Source organism: Streptomyces caeruleatus, from assembly GCF_001514235.1.
Classification (GTDB): Bacteria; Actinomycetota; Actinomycetes; order Streptomycetales; family Streptomycetaceae; genus Streptomyces; species Streptomyces caeruleatus.
Genome location: NZ_KQ948930.1, coordinates 93,616 through 112,304 on the forward strand (window position 1 = coordinate 93,616; position 18,689 = coordinate 112,304).

At 71.5% G+C, this 18,689-nt stretch carries 17 protein-coding genes; 12 read left to right on the forward strand and 5 right to left on the reverse strand.

What is annotated here, in order from left to right:
* Nucleotides 1-40: 40 nt before the first annotated feature.
* Nucleotides 41-1,534 (reverse strand): FAD-dependent monooxygenase, encoded by a 1,494-nt coding sequence (locus AQJ67_RS21530; RefSeq protein WP_062720690.1) that lies wholly within the window; start codon nucleotides 1,532-1,534, stop codon nucleotides 41-43.
* A 142-nt stretch (nucleotides 1,535-1,676) separates the two neighbouring features.
* Here AQJ67_RS21530 and AQJ67_RS21535 point away from each other — a divergent pair, with 142 nt between their 5' ends.
* Entirely contained in the window at nucleotides 1,677-2,255 is a 579-nt protein-coding gene (locus AQJ67_RS21535) for a TetR/AcrR family transcriptional regulator (protein ID WP_062720691.1), read from the forward strand.
* A 169-nt stretch (nucleotides 2,256-2,424) separates the two neighbouring features.
* On the opposite strand, the gene AQJ67_RS21540 is transcribed toward AQJ67_RS21535, so the two are convergent.
* The 3 genes from AQJ67_RS21540 to AQJ67_RS21550 all read right to left on the reverse strand — a co-directional run bounded on the left by AQJ67_RS21540 (nucleotide 2,425) and on the right by AQJ67_RS21550 (nucleotide 5,173).
* Entirely contained in the window at nucleotides 2,425-2,682 is a 258-nt protein-coding gene (locus AQJ67_RS21540; RefSeq protein WP_062720692.1) for a hypothetical protein, read from the reverse strand.
* 103 nt (nucleotides 2,683-2,785) lie between these two features.
* Nucleotides 2,786-4,912, reverse strand: coding sequence for a 4-alpha-glucanotransferase (malQ, locus tag AQJ67_RS21545; RefSeq protein WP_062720693.1), 2,127 nt, complete (start codon nucleotides 4,910-4,912; stop codon nucleotides 2,786-2,788).
* The gene (locus AQJ67_RS21550; protein ID WP_062720694.1) at nucleotides 4,913-5,173 is read right to left on the reverse strand and encodes a hypothetical protein; all 261 of its coding nucleotides are present in this window, start codon (nucleotides 5,171-5,173) and stop codon (nucleotides 4,913-4,915) included. It lies immediately after the preceding gene.
* A 197-nt stretch (nucleotides 5,174-5,370) separates the two neighbouring features.
* Between AQJ67_RS21550 and AQJ67_RS21555 the strand changes: the two genes are divergently transcribed.
* The 3 genes from AQJ67_RS21555 to AQJ67_RS21565 are packed head-to-tail and all read left to right on the forward strand — an operon-like array spanning nucleotide 5,371 to nucleotide 7,954.
* Nucleotides 5,371-5,904, forward strand: a complete 534-nt coding sequence (locus AQJ67_RS21555; RefSeq protein WP_062721048.1) for a PadR family transcriptional regulator — start codon at nucleotides 5,371-5,373, stop codon at nucleotides 5,902-5,904.
* Nucleotides 5,901-6,599 (forward strand): ABC transporter ATP-binding protein, encoded by a 699-nt coding sequence (locus AQJ67_RS21560; protein WP_062720695.1) that lies wholly within the window; start codon nucleotides 5,901-5,903, stop codon nucleotides 6,597-6,599. The genes AQJ67_RS21555 and AQJ67_RS21560 overlap by 4 nt, the downstream gene beginning before the upstream one ends.
* A complete protein-coding gene (locus AQJ67_RS21565) occupies nucleotides 6,596-7,954 on the forward strand; it encodes an FtsX-like permease family protein (protein WP_062720696.1) in 1,359 nt (452 codons plus the stop codon). The genes AQJ67_RS21560 and AQJ67_RS21565 overlap by 4 nt, the downstream gene beginning before the upstream one ends.
* 338 nt (nucleotides 7,955-8,292) lie before the next feature.
* On the opposite strand, the gene AQJ67_RS21570 is transcribed toward AQJ67_RS21565, so the two are convergent.
* Nucleotides 8,293-8,829: an HNH endonuclease gene (locus AQJ67_RS21570; protein WP_062720697.1), complete on the reverse strand. Its 537-nt coding sequence runs from the start codon at nucleotides 8,827-8,829 to the stop codon at nucleotides 8,293-8,295.
* Nucleotides 8,830-9,147: 318 nt separating this feature from the next.
* Here AQJ67_RS21570 and AQJ67_RS21575 point away from each other — a divergent pair, with 318 nt between their 5' ends.
* The 8 genes from AQJ67_RS21575 (at nucleotide 9,148) to AQJ67_RS21610 (ending at nucleotide 18,567) form a co-directional block, all read left to right on the forward strand.
* Nucleotides 9,148-10,242, forward strand: coding sequence for a mechanosensitive ion channel family protein (locus AQJ67_RS21575; RefSeq protein WP_062720698.1), 1,095 nt, complete (start codon nucleotides 9,148-9,150; stop codon nucleotides 10,240-10,242).
* Between the two features lie 154 nt (nucleotides 10,243-10,396).
* Nucleotides 10,397-11,650 carry an MFS transporter gene (locus tag AQJ67_RS21580; protein WP_062720699.1) on the forward strand — a complete coding sequence of 418 codons (1,254 nt, stop codon included), beginning with the start codon at nucleotides 10,397-10,399 and terminating at the stop codon, nucleotides 11,648-11,650.
* A 158-nt stretch (nucleotides 11,651-11,808) separates the two neighbouring features.
* Nucleotides 11,809-13,020 carry an ROK family transcriptional regulator gene (locus AQJ67_RS21585; protein WP_062720700.1) on the forward strand — a complete coding sequence of 404 codons (1,212 nt, stop codon included), beginning with the start codon at nucleotides 11,809-11,811 and terminating at the stop codon, nucleotides 13,018-13,020.
* 132 nt (nucleotides 13,021-13,152) lie between these two features.
* Nucleotides 13,153-14,490: an ABC transporter substrate-binding protein gene (locus AQJ67_RS21590; protein WP_062721049.1), complete on the forward strand. Its 1,338-nt coding sequence runs from the start codon at nucleotides 13,153-13,155 to the stop codon at nucleotides 14,488-14,490.
* Between the two features lie 7 nt (nucleotides 14,491-14,497).
* Nucleotides 14,498-15,439 (forward strand): carbohydrate ABC transporter permease, encoded by a 942-nt coding sequence (locus AQJ67_RS21595; RefSeq protein WP_062720701.1) that lies wholly within the window; start codon nucleotides 14,498-14,500, stop codon nucleotides 15,437-15,439.
* Nucleotides 15,440-15,441: 2 nt separating this feature from the next.
* A complete protein-coding gene (locus tag AQJ67_RS21600) occupies nucleotides 15,442-16,332 on the forward strand; it encodes a carbohydrate ABC transporter permease (RefSeq protein WP_062720702.1) in 891 nt (296 codons plus the stop codon).
* 7 nt (nucleotides 16,333-16,339) lie between these two features.
* On the forward strand, nucleotides 16,340-17,605 hold the full coding sequence (locus AQJ67_RS21605; RefSeq protein ID WP_062720703.1) for a 6-phospho-beta-glucosidase: 1,266 nt from the start codon (nucleotides 16,340-16,342) through the stop codon (nucleotides 17,603-17,605).
* Nucleotides 17,596-18,567, forward strand: coding sequence for an N-acetylglucosamine kinase (locus tag AQJ67_RS21610; RefSeq protein WP_062720704.1), 972 nt, complete (start codon nucleotides 17,596-17,598; stop codon nucleotides 18,565-18,567). The genes AQJ67_RS21605 and AQJ67_RS21610 overlap by 10 nt, the downstream gene beginning before the upstream one ends.
* The last annotated feature ends 122 nt before the right edge of the window (nucleotides 18,568-18,689 follow it).

Consider the following 18,689-nt stretch of genomic DNA (forward strand, 5'->3'; position numbering starts at 1 on the left):
GGACGCCGGGCAGCCCGGCAGCCCGGCAGCGGAGACGCGCTCAGCCCACCTGCTCGGCGAGCGCCGCCTCGACGAACCGCGCGTCCGCCGCGTCCGCCCCTTCCGTCGCCCACGCCACGTACCCGTCAGGCCGCACCAGCACGGTCGTACGGCGGTCGCTCGCCCAGCGTTCCACCGTCAGCCGGTCCTTGCGGGGGCCCTGGTCCGCGGGCGCTGCCACGCCCTTCGCGGTGATCAGCACGAACCGCCCGCCCCGCAGGGCCTCGTACAGCCGGCCGCTCTCCAGCGCGACGTCCGGGACCCGGGTGCCGACCAGGCGGTGGGAGCCGCGCGGGGCGGCGTACCGGTAGCCGATGCCCGAGATCTGGGCCAGGGCCTTCACCTGGGCGGGCCGCGCCGCGTTGACGAAGGTGGACACGAGGGCGCGTACGGCACGCAGGACCGGGTTCCGCGCCCGCGCCAGCCGGACCATTCCGCCACTGCTGCGCAGCACCGCCCGGCCGACCGGATGGCGCTCGGCCTGATAGCTGTCCAGGAGGCTCTCGGGCGCCCGCCCCTTGCTGACGGCGGCGAGCTTCCAACCGAGGTTGGCCGCGTCCTGGAGTCCGGTGTTCATGCCCTGCCCGCCGGCCGGTGAGTGGACGTGCGCGGCGTCGCCGGCGAGGAAGACCCGCCCGACCCGGTACTCGGGCGCCTGGCGCTCGTCGCTGTGGAAGCGGGAGAGCCAGCGGGCGTCGTGCATGCCGTAGTCGGTGCCCAGGGCGCGCCGGGTGACCTCCCTGACCTCGTCGAGGTCGAGCGGGGCGTCGTCGGGGGCCTCGTGACGGCGGTTCCAGCCCATGACGCGGTACCAGCCGTCACCGAAGGACGCGATCATCGCGAAGGCGTCGCCCGCGCCGTTGACGGTGAGCACGCTGTCCGGCCGCTCGGCGAGCCGTACGTCCGCCAGGAACAGGGACCTGATGACGGAGACGCCGGGGAAGGGCAGGCCGACGGCACGGCGTACGGCGCTGCGGTGGCCGTCCGCGCCGACGACGTAGGCCGCGCGGTGCGTGACGACCGCCCCGTCCGGGCCGCGGACGTCGAGATCGACCCCGCTGTCGTCCTGGCGCAGCCCGACGACCTCGCTCTCGAAGCGGAACTCGACGCCGAGCTCGCGCGCCCGCCGCTCCAGCAGCCGCTCGACCTCGTACTGCGGGGTGATGAGCAGGAACGGGAAACGGGACGGCAGCGTGCCCAGGTCGAGGGAGAGCCGGCGGAAGAGGCGCAGTTCGGTGATGGTGCTGCCGGTGGCGAGCAGCTGGTCGGCGAGACCGCGGGCGTCGAGCTGCTCCAGCGTGCGGGCGTGCACTCCGAAGGCGCGGGAGAGGTTGCTGATCTCGCGAGGGCGCTTCTCGACGAGGGTGACCGGGACTCCGGCGGCGGCGAGGTCACCGGCCAGGAGGAGGCCGGTGGGGCCGGAGCCGACGACCAGGACGGGGGCAGGGGCGGGGGCGGGGATGGGGTGGTTGGTGCCAGTGCCAGTGCCGTTCATGGTGGCCTCCTGAGTGCCAACGCATGTTTGCCAACGCATGTTTGCCAACGTTTGTTGGTCAACGCTTGTTGGTCAACCTAGAGCCGCACCTCATACCTGTCAACGCTTGTTGGCCCACACTTGTTGGCCTACGGTTGTTGAAATGACCTCAAGCCTGTCCTCCACCCCCCGCCGTTCCGACGTCACCCGCACGGCGATCCTCGACGCGGCCCGCGAGCGCTTCGCGGCCGACGGCTACGAGCGCGCCACCATCCGCGCCATCGCCAAGCACGCGAACATCGACCCGTCGATGGTGATGCGGTACTACGGCAACAAGGAGGGCCTGTTCGCGGCGGCCGTCTCGATCGACCTGAAGCTGCCGGACCCGGCGTCCCTGTCCCGGGACGACGCCGGACGGACGCTCGTGACCCACTTCGTGGACATGTGGGAGAAGAACGAGGTGCTCACGGCCCTGCTCAGGGTCGGTGCGACCAACCAGGCCGGGGCCGAGCGCATGCAAGGCATCTTCGCGGACCAGTTGCTGCCGGTCGCCCGGCGGGTGTGCCCCGACCCGGAGCAGGCTCCGGCGCGGGCCGCGCTGGCCTCGTCGCAGTTGCTCGGACTGGCCCTGACGCGCTACGTCCTGCGCTTTCCGCCCGCCGTGGCGCTGGCCCCCGAGGAGATCGTGGCGTGGCTGGCGCCCACGGTGCAGCGGTATCTGACCGCGCCCTACCCGGCGTAGGCCTCACCGGGAGTGGGCCTCACCGGGAGCAGGCCTCACCCGGCGGAGAAACACGTCGAGGGCGCGGACCTCGTCGACGTGCGGCGGATGCGCGTACGTAGGACGGGGTCGGCGCCCTCGGGAAAACCGGGGTACAGCCGGGGACAGCCGGGTCGGGCGGAAGCCCTGGTCAGGCCTTCGCCTTGGCCTTTGCCTTCGGCTGGCGGTCCGAGGAGCGGTCCAGGACCATCACGAGGCCCGCGATGACCGCGAACAGCACGAGCGGGGCCAAGACGAACTGGCCCAGCGTCTCCATGACGCTCAGGCCCTGGCCGGGGTCGTCGCCGTCGTCACGCGTGAGCGCGAGCGCGGGGGACGACATGAGCAGCATCATCAGCGTCGTACCGGCAGCCAGGGCGCCGGCGCGCAGGGCGTTCTTCTTGTCCACGGGGCCAAAAGTACCGAACCCCACGGGAGGCCGCGCGCCCGGGGTGCCGTATGCGACGTGGTCCGCGCGGCGCGCACGCCGGCCACCGTCGGACGGGCCGCCGTCAGGCGGGTCCGGCGCGCCCGGCCCGCAGCACCTCCGCCAGCGCCCGCACCCGTGCCGACCCGGCCAGTTCCTCCAGCGTCACCGCCTTGCCCTCCGCGTCCGCGATGGGCAGCCGCCAGTTCGGGTACTGGTCCCAGGTCCCCGGCAGGTTCTGCGGGCGGCGGTCGCCCACGCCGTCCGGGAGCCAGACGCCGACCATGCGGGCGGGGGTGCTCAGCAGGAAGCGGTGGACGGCCTGGATCTTCGCCTCCTCCTCCGATACGCAGTGTCCGCCGTGGGTGCCCCGCAGCAGCCCGAGCCGGGACAGCAGCTCCAGCCACTCACCGGTGTCCGCCGCGGCTTCGGCGCGCTCCTGCTCCAGGGGGCGGGTCAACAGGCCGAGGCCGTGGCGGAGTTCGACGTGGTCGCCGGTGAGGCGGGCGGCGGTGGACGGCAGGTCGTGGGTGGTCGCGGTGGCGAGGCAGTCGGACCGCCAGGCGTCCGGTGGCAGGGGGCGGCCGTCGCCGTCCCAGTCCCGTTCGAACCAGAGCACGGAGGTGCCGAGCACACCGCGCGAGCGCAGCGTCTCCCGCACGCCCGGCTCCACCGTGCCGAGGTCCTCCCCGATCACCAGCGCGCCGGCCCGGGAGGCCTCCAGCACCAGGATCGCGAGCATGGCCTCGGCGTCGTAGCGGACGTACGTGCCCTCCGTGGGCGGATGCCCCTGCGGCACCCACCACAGCCGGAACAGCCCCATCACATGGTCGATGCGCAGCGCGCCCGCGTACCGGAAGAGCGCTCTGAGGAGGCGGCGATACGGCTCGTAGCCCGACTCGGCGAGCCGGTCCGGGCGCCAGGGCGGCAGGCCCCAGTCCTGGCCGCGCGCGTTGAAGGCGTCCGGGGGTGCCCCGACCGACATCCCGGCCGCGAAGTACTCCTGCTGTGCCCAGGCGTCCGCGCCTGCGGGGTGCACGCCGACCGCCAGGTCGTGGACGATCCCGACCGGCATCCCCGCCTCCCGCGCGACCCGCTGGGCGGTGGTCAGCTGGGTGTCGGTGAGCCAGGCGAGCCGGCAGTGGAAGTCGACGCGGTCCATCAACTCGCCCCGCGCGCGGGCGGTTTCCGGCGACCGTGGGTCCCGTAGCCCAGCGGGCCACCGCTGCCAGTCCGAGCCGTGCGCCTCGGCCAGCGCACACCAGGTGGCGTGGTCCTCCAGCGCCCGGCCCTCCCGTGCGAGGAAGTCGACGTAGGCGGCCCGTCGCCCCGGCCCGAGCGGCACCTCGCGCACCAGTTCCAGCGCTTCTCGCTTGGCTTCCCAGACGGCGTCCCGGTCGATCAACTCCCCCTTCTCCAGCACCGCTTCCCGCAGCCGCCCGGCCCGCTCCAGCAGGGCGCGCACGCGCTCGCGGTCCTCGACGTACGCGAACTCGGGGACGTCCTCGACCCGCAGATGCACCGGGTCGGGGAAGCGGCGGGAGGAGGGGCGGTAGGGGGACGGGTCGGTGGGCGCTCCGGGTACAGCCGCGTGCAGCGGGTTGACCTGCACGAATCCGGCGCCGAGGGAGCGGCCGGCCCAGGCGGCCAGTTCGGCGAGGTCGCCGAGGTCGCCCATGCCCCAGGAGCGGCGGGACAGCAGGGAGTAGAGCTGGACGAGCAGGCCGTACGAGCGTCCGGTGGGGGTGGGCAGGCGGGGCGGGGCGACGACCAGGTGGCTGGTCGCCGTACGGCCGTCGGGGGTGGTGGCGGTCAGGCGGTGGACGCCGGGCGGGAGTTGGCGGGCGTCGTCGCGGGTCTCGCCCTGTTCGGTCTCGATGCGCAGCCGGGTGCCGGAGGGCAGGGCGTCGAGTGCCTCGGGTCCGGCGCCGCTCCAGCACACCAGCGTCGGCGGCAGCAGCCGCTCGCCCAGTTCGCGCTCGCGGGCGGCGAGCGCGGCGCCGACGGCATCGGGGGTGCTGGTGTCGATGCCGAGGGCGGTCAGGGCGAGGGTGAGGGCGGCGGCGGAGGCCGTGACCGTGCGGTCGGCGGACGGCTGGTAGGAGGTGGCGACGCCGTGCAGCTCGGCGAGGAGCGACAGGGCGTCGGAGGGGGGACCTTCGGGACCCGGCGGGTCCTCGGCAGGGGCTTCGGCCGACCGCTGTCCTGTCATCTACGGCCTCGTGGAGTACATGTCCAAGTCCATACCGGTGTCCATACCCAGGTCCGTGCCCATGTCCCAGCTCGCGGCCTCGCTCGTCAGCGGCGCGGCGTCGGAGAGCGGCGGCTCGCTGGTGAGGGGCTCGGCGTCGGGGAGGGGAGGTTCGCTGGTGAGGGGGGTCTCGAAGCAGGCGCCCTCGGCGCTGAAGACGCAGGCGTGCATCTCGGGCTCGATGGGCGCCTCAGGTTTGGACAGGGCCGATGCTGTGGCCACGGTGGGCCTCCTTGTCGAGTACGACGTGGGGTTACCGCCAGCCCTACCCAGTGGACGCGACGGCAGACGTACAGAGACGAACAACGTGCCTCTCCTCACATTCTGTTCCGCACATCCTGTCGCCCGGGGCGCTCCTGTCAGATCATTTTCCTGATCACTATTCACTCAGTACATGTACTCGGTTAATAATGATCGGCATGAGCACCCGCCACATCCTGTTGGGGCTGCTCGCCACGGGGCCGAGCCATGGCTACGACCTCAAGCGACGGCACGACGAACGCTTCCCGCAGGCCCGGCCGCTGGCCTACGGGCAGGTCTACACGACCTTGCAGCGGCTGGTCCGCGACGGACTCGCCGAAGTCGACGGCACCGACTCGGACGGCGGCCCGGAGCGGACCACGTACCGCTCGACGGAGGACGGGGCGCGCGAACTGGCCGAGTGGGCCGGGCAGATCGCGCCGCCCGCGCCGTTCGTGACGAACGAGATCTTCGCCAAGGTCGTCGTGTCGATCCTGTCCGGCGGCGACGCCGAGGCCTATCTGCGCGCCCAGCGCGCAGCCCACATGGCGCGGATGCGGGAGCTCACGGCGGTCAAGACCGCGCGGGGCACCGATCTCGCGACCGTGCTCTCGGCGGACTACGCCCTCAACCACCTCGACGCCGACCTCCGTTGGATGACGACCACGGCGGCCCGGCTCACCACCCTGACCGCGGAGGTCGACGCAGGATGAGCAACACAGAGGGAAGCACGGTGCCGCTGCTGGCGGCCCGTGACCTCGTCAAGGCGCACGGCAGGACCGAGGCCCTGCACGGCGCCTCCGTCGAGCTGCGGGAGGGCGAGATCCTCGCGGTCACCGGCGCCAGCGGCAGCGGGAAGTCCACGCTGCTGCACTGCCTCGCCGGCATCGTCCGCCCCGACACCGGCTCGGTGACGTACGCCGGGGAGCGGCTGGACCGGCTGCCGGAGAAGCGGCTGAGCGAGCTGCGGCGTACGGAGTTCGGCGTGGTCTTCCAGTTCGGGCAGCTGATACCCGAGCTGACCGCTCTGGACAACGCCGCCCTGCCGCTGCTGCTCGCGGGTGTCCGCCGGCAGGAGGCGCGCGAGCGGGCCGGCGAGTGGCTGGAGCGGTTCGGGGTGCGCGGGCAGGGTGAGCTGCGGCCCGGCGAGATGAGCGGCGGCCAGGCCCAGCGGGCGGCCCTGGCCCGGGCGCTGGTCACCGGCCCGAAGGTGGTCTTCGCCGACGAGCCGACCGGGGCGCTGGACTCGCTGGCGAGCGAGCAGGTGATGACGGCCCTGACGCACACGGCCCGCGAGTCGGGCACGGCCGTGCTGCTGATCACGCATGACGCCCAGGTGGCGGCGTACGCGGACCGCGAGGTGCGGCTGGCCGACGGGACCGTGGCGCCGCTGGAGGTGGCCGCGTGAGGGCCGATCTGCGGCTGGCGTGGCAGCTGACCCGGGGATCGGACCGGCGCGAGTGGTGGCGGGTCGGGCTCACCGCGGTCGGGGCGGCGCTCGCGACCGGGCTCGCGCTGGCGGGCGTCGCGCTGGCCTCGCTCGACGGCTATGTCGCCATGCCGTTCGCGGACGGCTTGCTGGACGATCCCCGCCAGCGCGCCGGGGTGGTCTTCAGCCTGGCGCTGCTGCTCATTCCGGTGCTCGGGTTCCTCGGCCAGACCGCGCGTATCGGCGCCGTCCACCGCGACCGGCGGCTCGCGGCGCTGCGACTGGCCGGGGCCACTCCGTGGCAGGTGCGGCGGATCGCGGGGCTGGAGGCGGGGCTCGCCTGTCTGCTGGGCTCGGCGCTCGCCACCGCGGTCGCGGTGCCGGTGCTGCTGTCCCTGTGGACCAGTCCGACCGCGCTCGCCTGGGCGGGGATGGCCCTGGTCGCACTGGCGGTACCGGCGCTGGGCGCGGCGACGGCCGCGCTGGCGTTGCGCCGGGTGGTGGCGTCACCGCTCGGCTGGGTGCGCCGGGTGCGGGCCGCCCGGCGTCCGGGGTGGGCGTTCCTGACGGCGGCCCTGCTGCTCGCCGCGTCGGCGGGGCTGGCCCTGCTGACCCCGTTGTTCGACAGGCCCCACGTCCTCTCCCCCGTTCCGTTGGCCGTCCTGGCCCTGACCCTGGTGGTCGGCGCCGCGGCGGTGCTGCTGACCGGCTGGTCCTCGGGCCTGCTGGGCCGCACCCTCGCCGCCCGGGCCCAGCGCCCGGCCCTGCTGATCGCGGCGGAACGGCTGCGCGACGACCCGTGGGCGGCGGCCCGCACCCACGCCGCGGTCCTGCTGGTGACGGTCATCGGCACCGGTTTCGTGGGAGTACGGCAGGTGCTGCTCGCCGAACTGCACGCCATGAGCCGCGTGGACCACCTCGGCATGGACATGGAGTTCTATACGACGGGCCTCGATCTGACGGCGGCCGCGATCCTCGTCGCCCTCGGGCTCGTCCTGTCCGCCCTCGCGGTCGGCACCGCCGAGTCCCTGGCCACCCGGCGCCGGGGTCTGGCGGCGCAGCACGCGGCCGGGGTGCCGCGCGGCGTACTGGCCAGGGCGCTGTTCCTGGAGACCGCGCTCCCGCTGGCCCCGGCGGTCGCGGTGGCGGGCGCCGGCGGAATGGCGATCGGCGCCTGGTACGCGTCGCTCACCCGGGAGTACGTGGTGCACGTCGTGCCGTACGTCTCCCTGCTGGCGCCCCTCGCGGTATACGCCTGCTGCCTGCTGGCGGCAGCCACCTCACTGCCGCTGCTGCACCGCTCGGTCCGCCCGGCGGAGCTGCGGTACGCGTGAGAGCCGTGCCGCGGCTCGCGTGAGAACGGCCGTGCGGTCACGCGACCGTCCGGCCCCGGGGGCACGGGGGACCCTCGGGGCCGGACGGTCGCGGGCCGCACGGTGCGCCGACCGGCGGCCTCAGGCCCGGAAGAGCGGCGGTCCGGGCGGGGCGGTCACCCATGAAACCCCGTGAGGACGGATGCCGGCGCAGCTTCCCGACTGCGCCGGCATGTGTGCCGTCGACCCCGCGTCACGCCGTGATCCCAACCCTCCGGACCGATCACGGCCCCGAGGAAACCGCAGGCACCCCCGCTCGACCGCCGGAGGTAGGACGCAGGTATGCGAAGGCCCGGACGTCAGGCGGAAATGCCGTCGATCCGGGCCATGGCGTCCTCCGCGCCGTACGGCACCAAGTACGGCAACCAGCGCGGGTCCCTGTGTCCGGTCCCGATGATGCGCCAGGCGAGACCGGTGGGTGGAGCGGGTTTGTGGCGCAGCCGCCAGCCGATCTCGAAGAGATGTCGGTCGGCCTTCACGTGGTTGCAGCGGCGGCACGACGCCACCACGTTGTCCCAGACGTGCTTGCCCCCGCGGCTGCGCGGAATGACATGGTCGACGCTGGTTGCGACGCCACCGCAGTACATGCACCGGCCCCCGTCGCGCGCGAAGAGCGCCCTGCGGGTAAGAGGAACGGGCCCCCGATAGGGAACCCGGACGAATCGCTTGAGCCGGACCACGCTGGGTGCGGGGACTGTGACGGTTGCGCTGTGCATGAAGGCGCCGGATTCCTCCAAGGAGACGGCCTTGTTCTCCAGGACGAGGACGAGCGCGCGGCGGAGCGGTACGACGCCGAGTGGCTCGTACGACGCGTTGAGGACCAGGACATGCGGCACGGATGCCTCCTTGGGCGTCGGCGGCGCGTGGCTCGCGCCGGGACGATCTGTAGTCAGTCTCCCCTCTTGCCTGGTGAAAGCGCCACCATGTCCCGGTAACGGGCTGGGAGTGTTTTCGACCACATCTGATTCATCCCCAGGACGACGAACTGTTCATCCCACCAGTTCATCCCCAGGAGGGCACGATTCCTCCCTCGAACATGGCGCCGATCCACACACGATGCCCCGATAGTGTGGTGAGCCTGCCCTGCCGGTGACCTTTTCGTGACCTTGACCGCCTGCCGGTGGGGCGGACCGCTGCACCTGGAGGTACCTGCCGTGTCCTTGCCCGCCGACCTGCTGGCCGCTGGTTCGACCCCGTCGCCAACCCCCTCGGAGACGACGACCCCGCCGGTGCCCTCGCTCCAGGACGCCCACGAGAGCGCGACCCAGGCCGCGAGCTGGGTCGAACAGAACTGGTCGACCTGGCTCGCGATCGGTCTCAAGGTCCTGCTGATCCTGGTGATCGCGGCGGTGCTGAGAGTGGCGATCCGACGGGCGATCACCAAGCTCATAGACCGGATGAACCGCACCGCGCAGGCGGTGGACGGCACGGCGATAGGCGGCCTCCTGGTCAACGTCGAGCGCCGCCGTCAGCGCTCCCAAGCGATCGGCTCGGTCCTGCGCTCGGTGGCCAGCTTCGTGATCATGGGCACGGCCGCCCTGATGGTCCTGTCGGCCTTCGACATCAACCTGGCCCCGCTGCTCGCCTCCGCCGGTGTCGCGGGCGTGGCCATCGGTTTCGGCGCCCGCAACCTGGTCACCGACTTCCTCTCCGGCGTCTTCATGATCCTGGAGGACCAGTACGGCGTCGGCGACTCGATCGACGCCGGCGTCGCCTCCGGCGAGGTCATCGAGGTCGGCCTGCGCGTGACGAAGCTGCGCGGCGACAACGGCGAGATCTGGTACGTCCGCAACGGCGAGGTCAAGCGCATCGGCAACCTCTCCCAGGGCTGGTCCACGGCCGGCGTCGACGTCACCGTCCGCTCCTCCGAGGACCTGGACAAGGTCAGGGCCACCATCGACGAGGTCGCCGAGAAGATGAGCAAGGAGGAGCCCTGGAACGAGCTCCTCTGGGGCCCGATCGAGGTCCTCGGCCTGGACAGCGTGCTGCTGGACTCGATGGTCGTACGGGTCTCGGCGAAGACGATGCCCGGCAAGTCCTTGACCGTCGAACGCGAACTGCGCTGGCGCGTCAAGCGTGCCTTCGACGCCGCTGACATCCCGATCGTCGGCCGCGCTCCCCTCACGGTGGACGGGGAGTCCGCGGCGGACCCGACAGCGGGCATGGCGGCCCCTTCGGCCTACGCCAACACCTCCTCGCCCCAGGCCCAGGCGGCGACACCGCTGGCGCCGCCCAGCGTGACGAAGTAGGCGAGGGCCGCGAACCCCGGCCGAACACCACTTACACAACCAACGGTTGTAGGGCTCTGCCCCTCGGTTGTTTGATCAGGACGTATCCCGCTGGCTTGGATGGCCTGGGTCTACGCGTGGTTGTGCAGGACGGGGCGGGCGGGGCGGTGGGCAGGTGGCGGGTGGCGGGCGGTCGTTGGGGCGGCGGTTCGGGTGGCTGTGGGCGGCGTACGCGGTCAGTACGTTCGGGACGCGGCTGGCGTTCGACGCGTTCCCGCTGATCGCGGTCCTCGTGCTGCACGCCGGGGCGACCGAGGTGGCGCTGCTGGCGGCCTCGGGGCTCGCGGTGGGGGCGGTGGTGGCGGTGCCGCTCGGGGCGTGGGTGGAGTTCCGCGAGAAACGGCCGGTGCTGGTCGCGGCGGATCTGATCCGGTGCGCGGCACTGCTGAGCATCCCCGTCGCGTTCGCCCTGGACGGGCTCGGCCTCGGTCAACTGCTGGTGGTGTCGGTGGTGGTCGCCGCGGCGGACATCACGTTCGGCGCGGCGAGCGGGGCGTATCTGAAGTCCCTCGTGCCGCCGGAGGACCTGCTCGTGGCGAACGGCCGTTTCGAGGCGACGACATGGACGGCCACGGCACTCGGCCCACCGCTCGGCGGAGTCGCGGTGGGCGTGTTCGGCCCGATGGCGACGGTACTGGCGGACGCGGTCAGCTATCTGCTGTCGGCGCTGGGGATCCGCGCGATCGACGGTAAGGAAAGGCAACAGACCGCAAGGACGCAGCCCGCCCCGGCCACCGCCCCCTCAGGCCTGCGGATGAGCGACCTCCCGGCAGGCTGGCGGCACATCCTCACCCACCCCACCCTGCGCCCCCTGTTCCTCAACACCCTCGCGGTCAACGCCCTGATCATGGCGCCGGCCCCGCTGCTCTCCGTCCTCATGCTCGGCCAACTCGGCTTCACCCCCTGGCAGTACGGTCTCGCCTTCGCCGTGCCGTGCCTGGGCGGCCTGCTGGGCTCACGCCTGTCCCGGCCCCTGGTCGCCCGTTACGGCAGGCGCCGTGTCCTGCTCACCACGGGCACCCTGCGCGCCTGCTGGCCCGTCGGCCTGGCCTTCGTCGGTCCGGGCACGTCCGGCCTGCTCCTGGTGATGGCCGTCGAGTTCGGCCTGATCACCTGCATGGGCGTCTTCACCCCGGCGCTGGCCACCACCCGCCTCGAACGGACCCCGCCGGACCGGACCACGCGCACCCTGTCGGCCTGGTCGATCACCAGCAGGACGACGACCGCGGCCGTGACGGCACTGTGGGGCCTGCTGGCGGCACTGACCGGCCCGCGCACCGCCATCGCCCTGGCCGGCGTCCTGCTGCTGGCGACCCCGCTGCTGCTCCCCCGCCACGAGAGGGCACCTCGGCACAGCGCCGCCGGGTAACGACCGCATTACTGGTGTAGACCACTCTTGACGCCACCTTCCGTTCGGGTCTACGTTCCTCGGCATCGAGATAGGAAACTTTCCTAACAGTGATCCTGGATGGACTTCCGTCGTAGATCGCTGAGAAGCTGGTCAGCCGAGAGGCAGGTGTCGATCCCATGGCAGGAACCGCCGGTACGCCGGGCACCCCGCGCGTCCTGCGCGCCATGAACGACCGTGCCGCCCTGGACCTCCTCCTGGAGCACGGGCCGCTGTCCCGCACGCGGATCGGCAAGCTCACCGGCCTGTCCAAGCCGACCGCCTCCCAGCTGCTGGCCCGCCTGGAGGCCGCCGGCCTCGTCCTGGCGACCGGCACCACGGAGGGCCGCCCCGGCCCGGGCGCCCAGCTGTACGAGGTCAATCCGACCGCCGCGTACGCAGCGGGGCTCGATGTCACCCCTGAACGCATCCTCGCCGCCGTAGCCGACGTCACGGGCCGCATGGTCGGGTCGTACGAACTGCCCACCCCCGGCAGACGCCCCGCCCAGCCCGTGCTCCGGCAGGTCACCGACGCCCTCGACGGCGCGGTGAAGGCGGCGGGCCTCGCCCGCGACGACGTCCACCGGCTCGTCATCGGCACTCCGGGCGCCTTCGACCCCAACACGGGCCGGCTGCGCTACGCCTCCCACCTCCCCGGCTGGCACACCCCCGCGCTGCTCGACGAGCTCGCCGCGGCCCTGCCGATGCCGGTCGAGTACGAGAACGACGTCAACCTCGTGGCGGTGGCCGAGCAGCGGCTCGGCGCGGCCCGCGGCCACGAGGACTTCGTGCTGCTGTGGAACGAGGGGGGCCTCGGCGCCGCCCTGGTCCTCGGCGGCCGGCTGCACCGCGGCTGGACCGGCGGCGCGGGCGAGGTGGGTTTCCTGCCGGTTCCCGGCACCCCGCTGGTCCGGCAGGTAACCAAAGCCAACAGTGGCGGCTACCAGGAGCTGGCCGGCTCCCAGGCGATCCCGCGGCTCGCACGCGAACTCGGCATGTCGAGCATCCCGTCGACGCCGTACGCCGAGGCCGCCGCCACCCTCGTCGAACGGGCCGCCACCGAGGACACCGTCCTGCACCGGCTGCTCCTCCAGACCTACGCGACCCGGCTGGCCACCGGTCTCGCCTCCCTGGTCTCCGTCCTCGACCCGGAACTGGTCGTCCTCAGCGGCGCCTCCCTCACGTCCGGCGGCGAGGTACTGCGCGCCCTCGTCCAGGACGAACTGGAGGAGCTGGCGGCGGCCCGCCCCCGGCTCGTCGTGGGCGACGTCCGTGAACACCCCGTACTGCGGGGCGCGTTGGAGAGCGCGCTCGCGACGACGCGCGACGAGGTCTTCGACACCGGCCGCTGACCGGCCCCCGACCTCCCGCCGTCCCCCGCCTCAACTGCTCAGCCAACCCCTCACTTCTCCGCCGCTCCCTTCCTCACCCACCCCGTCCCGCCCTTGGGAGACCTCGCTATGCCCGGAAAGTCCTGGAACGTCATACCCTCACGGTCCCGCAAGGCGGCCGCCGCCCTCGCCGCCTGCGCCTCCCTGGCCCTCCTCGCCACGGCCTGTACCGGCCAGTCCGAGTCCGCCGCCACCGACGACCCCCACGCGAAGACGACGATCACCTTCTGGCACGGCTGGAGCGCGCCCGCCGAGGTGAAGGCGGTCCAGGCGAACGTCGACGCGTTCGAGAAGGCCCACCCGAACATCACGGTGAAGGTCGTCGGCAACATCAACGACGACAAGCTCAACCAGGCGCTGCGCGCGGGCGGTTCGAACGGGCCGGACGTGGTGTCGTCGTTCTCGACCTCCAACATCGGCAAGTTCTGCTCCTCCGGCGCCTTCCTCGACCTGAAGCCGTTCATCGAGAAGTCCGAGCTGGACCTCGACAAGATCGTCCCGAAGCCGATGCTGGACTACACCCAGTTCGAGGGCACCCGCTGCGCCCTGCCGCTGCTGGGCGACGCCTACGGCCTCTACTACAACAAGGACGCCTTCGAGGAGGCGGGCATCAAGTCCCCGCCGAAGACCTGGTCGGAGTTCGCGAAGGACGCCAAGAAGCTGACCGTCAGCAAGGGTGACAGTTACCGGCAGCTCGGCTTCATGCCGACGTACCACGGCTACGAGACCGTCGTGGACCACTACATGTCCCAGTGGGACCACGCCTACTTCGACCAGGCCGGCAAGTCCAACATCGCCAAGGACCCGGCCTTCGCCGAGATGTTCACGTACCAGAAGAAGCTGATCGACGACCTCGGCGGCTTCACGAAGGTGGAGAAGTACCGCAACACCTTCGGTGACGAGTGGGGCGCCAAGCACCCGTTCCAGACCGGCCAGGTGGCCATGCAGCTCGACGGCGAGTGGCGCCTGGGCATGGCCCGGCAGGCCGGTGTCGACTTCGAGATCGGCACCGCTCCGATGCCCGTGGCCGACGACGAGGTGGACGAGTACGGCAAGGGCTTCCTCTCCGGCACGATCATCGGCATCGCCCCGCGGAGCGAGAAGCAGAACGCCGCCTGGGAACTGGTGAAGTACCTGACCACCGACACCGAGGCCGTCGTCTCCTTCGCCAACGCCATCCACAACGTTCCTTCCACCTTCGCGGCCCTGAAGTCGCCGGACCTGAAGGTGGACGAGGGCTTCCAGACGTTCCTGGACATCGCCCAGAACCCGCACTCGAACACGCCGCCGGCCTCCGTCAACGGCTCGACGTACCAGACGACGCTCCAGGACTTCGGCTACCAGTACGAGTCCGGCAAGGTGAAGGACCTGAAGGCGGGCCTGGAGAAGACCGCCGCGCAGATCGACACCGACATCGAGCAGGCGAAGTAGCGCCCGGATGTCCACGCACACTCTCCGCGCGAAGCGCCGCAGGTCGGCGCTTCGAACGGTGGCCTTCCTGTCACCGTGGCTCATCGGTTTCGGCGTCTTCTTCGCCTACCCCCTGGCCTCCACCGTGTACTTCTCCCTGATGAAGTACGACGGCTTCGGCACCCCGGTCTTCCGTGGCCTGGGCAACTGGTCCTACGTCTTCAACGACTACCCGCTGTTCTGGCCGGCCCTGCGCAACACGCTCTGGCTCGTCCTGGTGATGGTGACCTGCCGAGTCGTCTTCGGCCTCGGCATCGGCCTGCTGATCACCAGGATCAAGACGGGCACGGGTGTCTTCCGCACCCTCTTCTACCTGCCGTACCTGGCCCCGCCGGTGGCCGCCACCCTGGCCTTCGTCTTCCTCCTCAACCCCGGCACCGGCCCGGTCAACTCGGTCCTCGACGGCCTGGGCCTGCCGACCCCCGGCTGGTTCACGGACCCCACCTGGTCCAAGCCGGCCCTCACCGCACTCGCGCTGTGGGGCGTCGGCGACCTCATGGTCATCTTCATGGCCGCGCTGCTCGACGTACCGAAGGAGCAGTACGAGGCGGCGGAGCTGGACGGCACGTCGGCCTGGCAGCGGTTCCGCTTCGTGACGCTCCCGAACATCTCCCCCATCGTGATGTTCGCCGTCGTCACGGGCGTGATCCAGACGATGCAGTACTACACACAGCCCCTGGTGGCCGGAAAGGTCGCCTCCGGCATCATCGGCGGCTCCGGCCAGCAGTTCGAGCCCGGCTACCCCGACAAGTCGACCCTGACCCTCCCCCAACTCGTCTACAACCTCGGCTTCCAGCGCTTCGACTACGGCTCGGCCTGTGTGGTCGCGCTCGTACTCTTCGCCCTCGCCATGGCGTTCACCGCGCTGCTGATGCGGCGCCGGGGCGGACTCATCCAGGCAGGTGACTGACCATGACCCAAGTGCTGGACAAACCAGTTCAGTTGGCAAACCCAACAGTCGCCGAACGCACGGCCCGTCGCAGGGCCCTCCTGGAATGGATAGCGATCCACTCGCTCGGCGTCGCGGCCGCCCTCTTCTTCACCCTGCCGTTCGTGTTCGTCGTCCTGACCTCGCTGATGAGCGACCAGCAAACGCTCACCCGCGACCTGGTCCCGGACACCTGGCAGTGGAGCAACTACACCAGGGTCTTCGACACCCCCGGCTTCCTGACCTGGTGGAAGAACACCCTGATCTACGCGGGACTGGGCACCCTCCTCACCGTGGCGTCCTCCGTCCCCGTGGCCTACGCCCTCGCCAAGTTCCGCTTCCGCGGCCGGAACCTCTCCCTGATGCTGGTCATCTCGATGATGATGCTGCCGCCGCAGGTCGTCATCATCCCGATGTACCTGTTCTGGGCGAAGCAACTGGACCTCTCGGGAACCCTCTGGCCCCTGATCATCCCGATGGCGTTCGGAGACGCGTTCTCGATCTTCCTCCTGCGCCAGTTCCTGACGACGATCCCGAACGAGTACCTGGACGCGGCAAGGGTGGACGGCTGCGGCGAATTCCGCACCCTCGTCCGAGTGGTCCTCCCCATGGCGAAACCGGGCATAGCCGCAGTGGCCCTCTTCCAGTTCTTCTACGCGTGGAACGACTACTTCGGCCCCCAGATCTACGCGTCCGAGAACCCGGGCGCCTGGACGCTGTCCTACGGCCTGGAGTCGTTCAAGGGCGCACACCACACCGACTGGAACCTCACCATGGCCGCGACGGTCCTCGTGATGGCCCCCGTGATCCTCGTGTTCTTCTTCGCCCAGAAGGCGTTCGTAGAGGGCGTCACGCTCACCGGAGTAAAGGGTTGAACCGCATATGAAACTCACCGTGGTCGGCGGAGGCTCGACCTACACCCCCGAACTCATCGACGGCTTCGCCCGCCTGCGCGACACCCTGCCGATAGAGGAACTGGTCCTCATGGACCCGGCGACGGACCGTCTGGAACTGGTAGGCGCCCTGGCCCGCCGCATCTTCGCCCGCCAGGCCCACAACGGCACGATCACCACCACAACAGACCTGGACGCGGCGGTCGAGGGCGCCGACGCGGTCCTCCTCCAACTCCGGGTGGGCGGCCAGGCGGCCCGCGAACAGGACGAGACCTGGCCCCTGGACTGCGGCTGCGTCGGCCAGGAGACCACGGGCGCGGGCGGCCTGGCGAAGGCCCTGCGTACCGTCCCCGTCGTCCTCGACATCGCGGACCGCGTCCGCCGCACCAACCCCACCGCCTGGATCATCGACTTCACCAACCCGGTCGGCATCGTCACCCGCGCCCTGCTCCAGGAGGGCCACAGGGCGGTGGGCCTGTGCAACGTGGCGATCGGCTTCCAGCGGAAGTTCGCAGGACTGCTCGACCTGCCGCCCGCCCAGATCCACCTGGACCACGTGGGTCTCAACCACCTCACCTGGGAGACCGGGGTACGCCTGGGCGGCCCCGACGGCGAGAACGTCCTGCCCGAACTCCTCTCCCACCACGGCGAAAAGATCGCAGCGGACCTGCACCTCCCCACCACCCTCCTGGACCGCCTGGCGGTGGTCCCGTCGTACTACCTGCGCTACTACTACGCACACGACGAAGTGGTACGGGAACTCCGCACGAAGCCCTCCCGGGCCGCGGAAGTCGCCGAAATGGAACGCCAGTTGCTGGCCCTCTACGCCGACCCGGCCCTGGACGAGAAGCCGGACCTGCTGGCCAAACGAGGCGGCGCCTACTACTCGGAGGCGGCCGTGGACCTTGCGGCGGCCCTGCTGAACGGCGGGGGCAGCCCGTACCAGGTGGTGAACACCCACAACAACGGCACGCTCCCCTTCCTCCCCGACGACGCGGTGATCGAAGTACAGGCGGCAGTGGGCGAGAAGGGCCCGAAGCCCCTCCCCGTCGCCCCCGTGGACCCCCTCTACGCGGGCCTCATGGCCCAGGTGACGGCGTACGAGGACCTGGCGCTGCGAGCGGCCCTGCACGGCGGTCGCGACCGGGTCTTCAAGGCCCTCCTGTCCCACCCGCTGATCGGCCAGTACGAGTACGCCGAGACCCTCACCGACCGACTGATCGCACACAACCGGGAGCACCTCGCGTGGGCATGACCGCATGTGTCCTCGCCGTCGACGCGGGCAACAGCAAGACCGATGTGGCGGTGGTGGCGGCCGACGGCACCGTCCTGGCCACCGCCCGCGGCGGCGGGTTCCGGCCACCGACGGTAGGGGTGGAACGGGCGGTCGACGGCCTCGCCGACACGGTGCGGGAGGCCTTCGCGGCAGCGGGCGTGACGTCGGCCGACCACGTCTCCGCCTGCCTGGCCAACGCCGACTTCCCCGTGGAGGAGGAACAGCTGGCGGCGGCACTGCACGCACGCGCGTGGGGCGCGACCGTAGAGGTCCGCAACGACACCTTCGCGATCCTCCGGGCGGGCGTCACCGAACCCCGCGGGGTCGCCGTCGTCTGCGGAGCCGGCATCAACTGCGTCGGCATGCGCCCCGACGGCCGTACGGCCCGCTTCCCCGCGCTCGGCCGTATCTCCGGCGACTGGGGTGGTGGCTGGGGCCTGGCGGAGGAGGCCCTGTGGCACGCGGCCCGCGCGGAGGACGGCCGCGGAGTCCCGACCGCCCTGGCGCACTCCCTGCCCGCGCACTTCGGTCTCCCCACCATGTACGCCCTGATCGAGGCCCTGCACCTCGGACACATCCCGACCGCCCGTCGCCACGAGCTGACCCCGGTCCTCTTCACCACGGCGGCCTCCGGTGACGCCGTCGCCCGTGGCCTCGTCGACCGGCTGGCCGACGAAGTGGTCACCATGGCGACGGTCGCCCTGACCCGACTGGACCTCCTCACGGAGGAGGCGCCTGTTCTGCTGGGCGGAAGCGTGCTGGCGGCCCGGCACCCCCAACTGATCGACGGCATCCGCGAACGGCTCACCTCCCGCGCCCCCAAGGCCGTACCGGATGTGGTCACGGCGAGTCCTGTGCTGGGTGCGGCCCTCCTCGGCCTGGACGCGGTGGAGGCCCCGCCCCGAGCCCACGCCCGCCTCCGCCAACACTTCACCCCCTGACCAGCCTTCCTTCGCCCCCGCCGCCCCTACCCGTCCCATCCCCAGGGGCGCCGCCCCTTCGACCCCGCCAGGGGGCTGCGCCCCCTGGACCCCCATCGGCCTGAACGGCCTCGTCCTCAAAC

Excerpts from the sequence above, each read along its gene's own strand:
- AQJ67_RS21530 (WP_062720690.1), bottom strand. The coding sequence starts at position 1,534 with ATGAACGGCACTGGCACTGGCACCAACCACCCCATCCCCGCCCCCGCC.
- AQJ67_RS21535 (WP_062720691.1), top strand. The coding sequence starts at position 1,677 with ATGACCTCAAGCCTGTCCTCCACCCCCCGCCGTTCCGACGTCACCCGC.
- malQ (WP_062720693.1), bottom strand. The coding sequence starts at position 4,912 with ATGACAGGACAGCGGTCGGCCGAAGCCCCTGCCGAGGACCCGCCGGGT.
- AQJ67_RS21555 (WP_062721048.1), top strand. The coding sequence starts at position 5,371 with ATGAGCACCCGCCACATCCTGTTGGGGCTGCTCGCCACGGGGCCGAGC.
- AQJ67_RS21560 (WP_062720695.1), top strand. The coding sequence starts at position 5,901 with ATGAGCAACACAGAGGGAAGCACGGTGCCGCTGCTGGCGGCCCGTGAC.
- AQJ67_RS21585 (WP_062720700.1), top strand. The coding sequence starts at position 11,809 with ATGGCAGGAACCGCCGGTACGCCGGGCACCCCGCGCGTCCTGCGCGCC.
- AQJ67_RS21595 (WP_062720701.1), top strand. The coding sequence starts at position 14,498 with ATGTCCACGCACACTCTCCGCGCGAAGCGCCGCAGGTCGGCGCTTCGA.
- AQJ67_RS21600 (WP_062720702.1), top strand. The coding sequence starts at position 15,442 with ATGACCCAAGTGCTGGACAAACCAGTTCAGTTGGCAAACCCAACAGTC.
- AQJ67_RS21605 (WP_062720703.1), top strand. The coding sequence starts at position 16,340 with ATGAAACTCACCGTGGTCGGCGGAGGCTCGACCTACACCCCCGAACTC.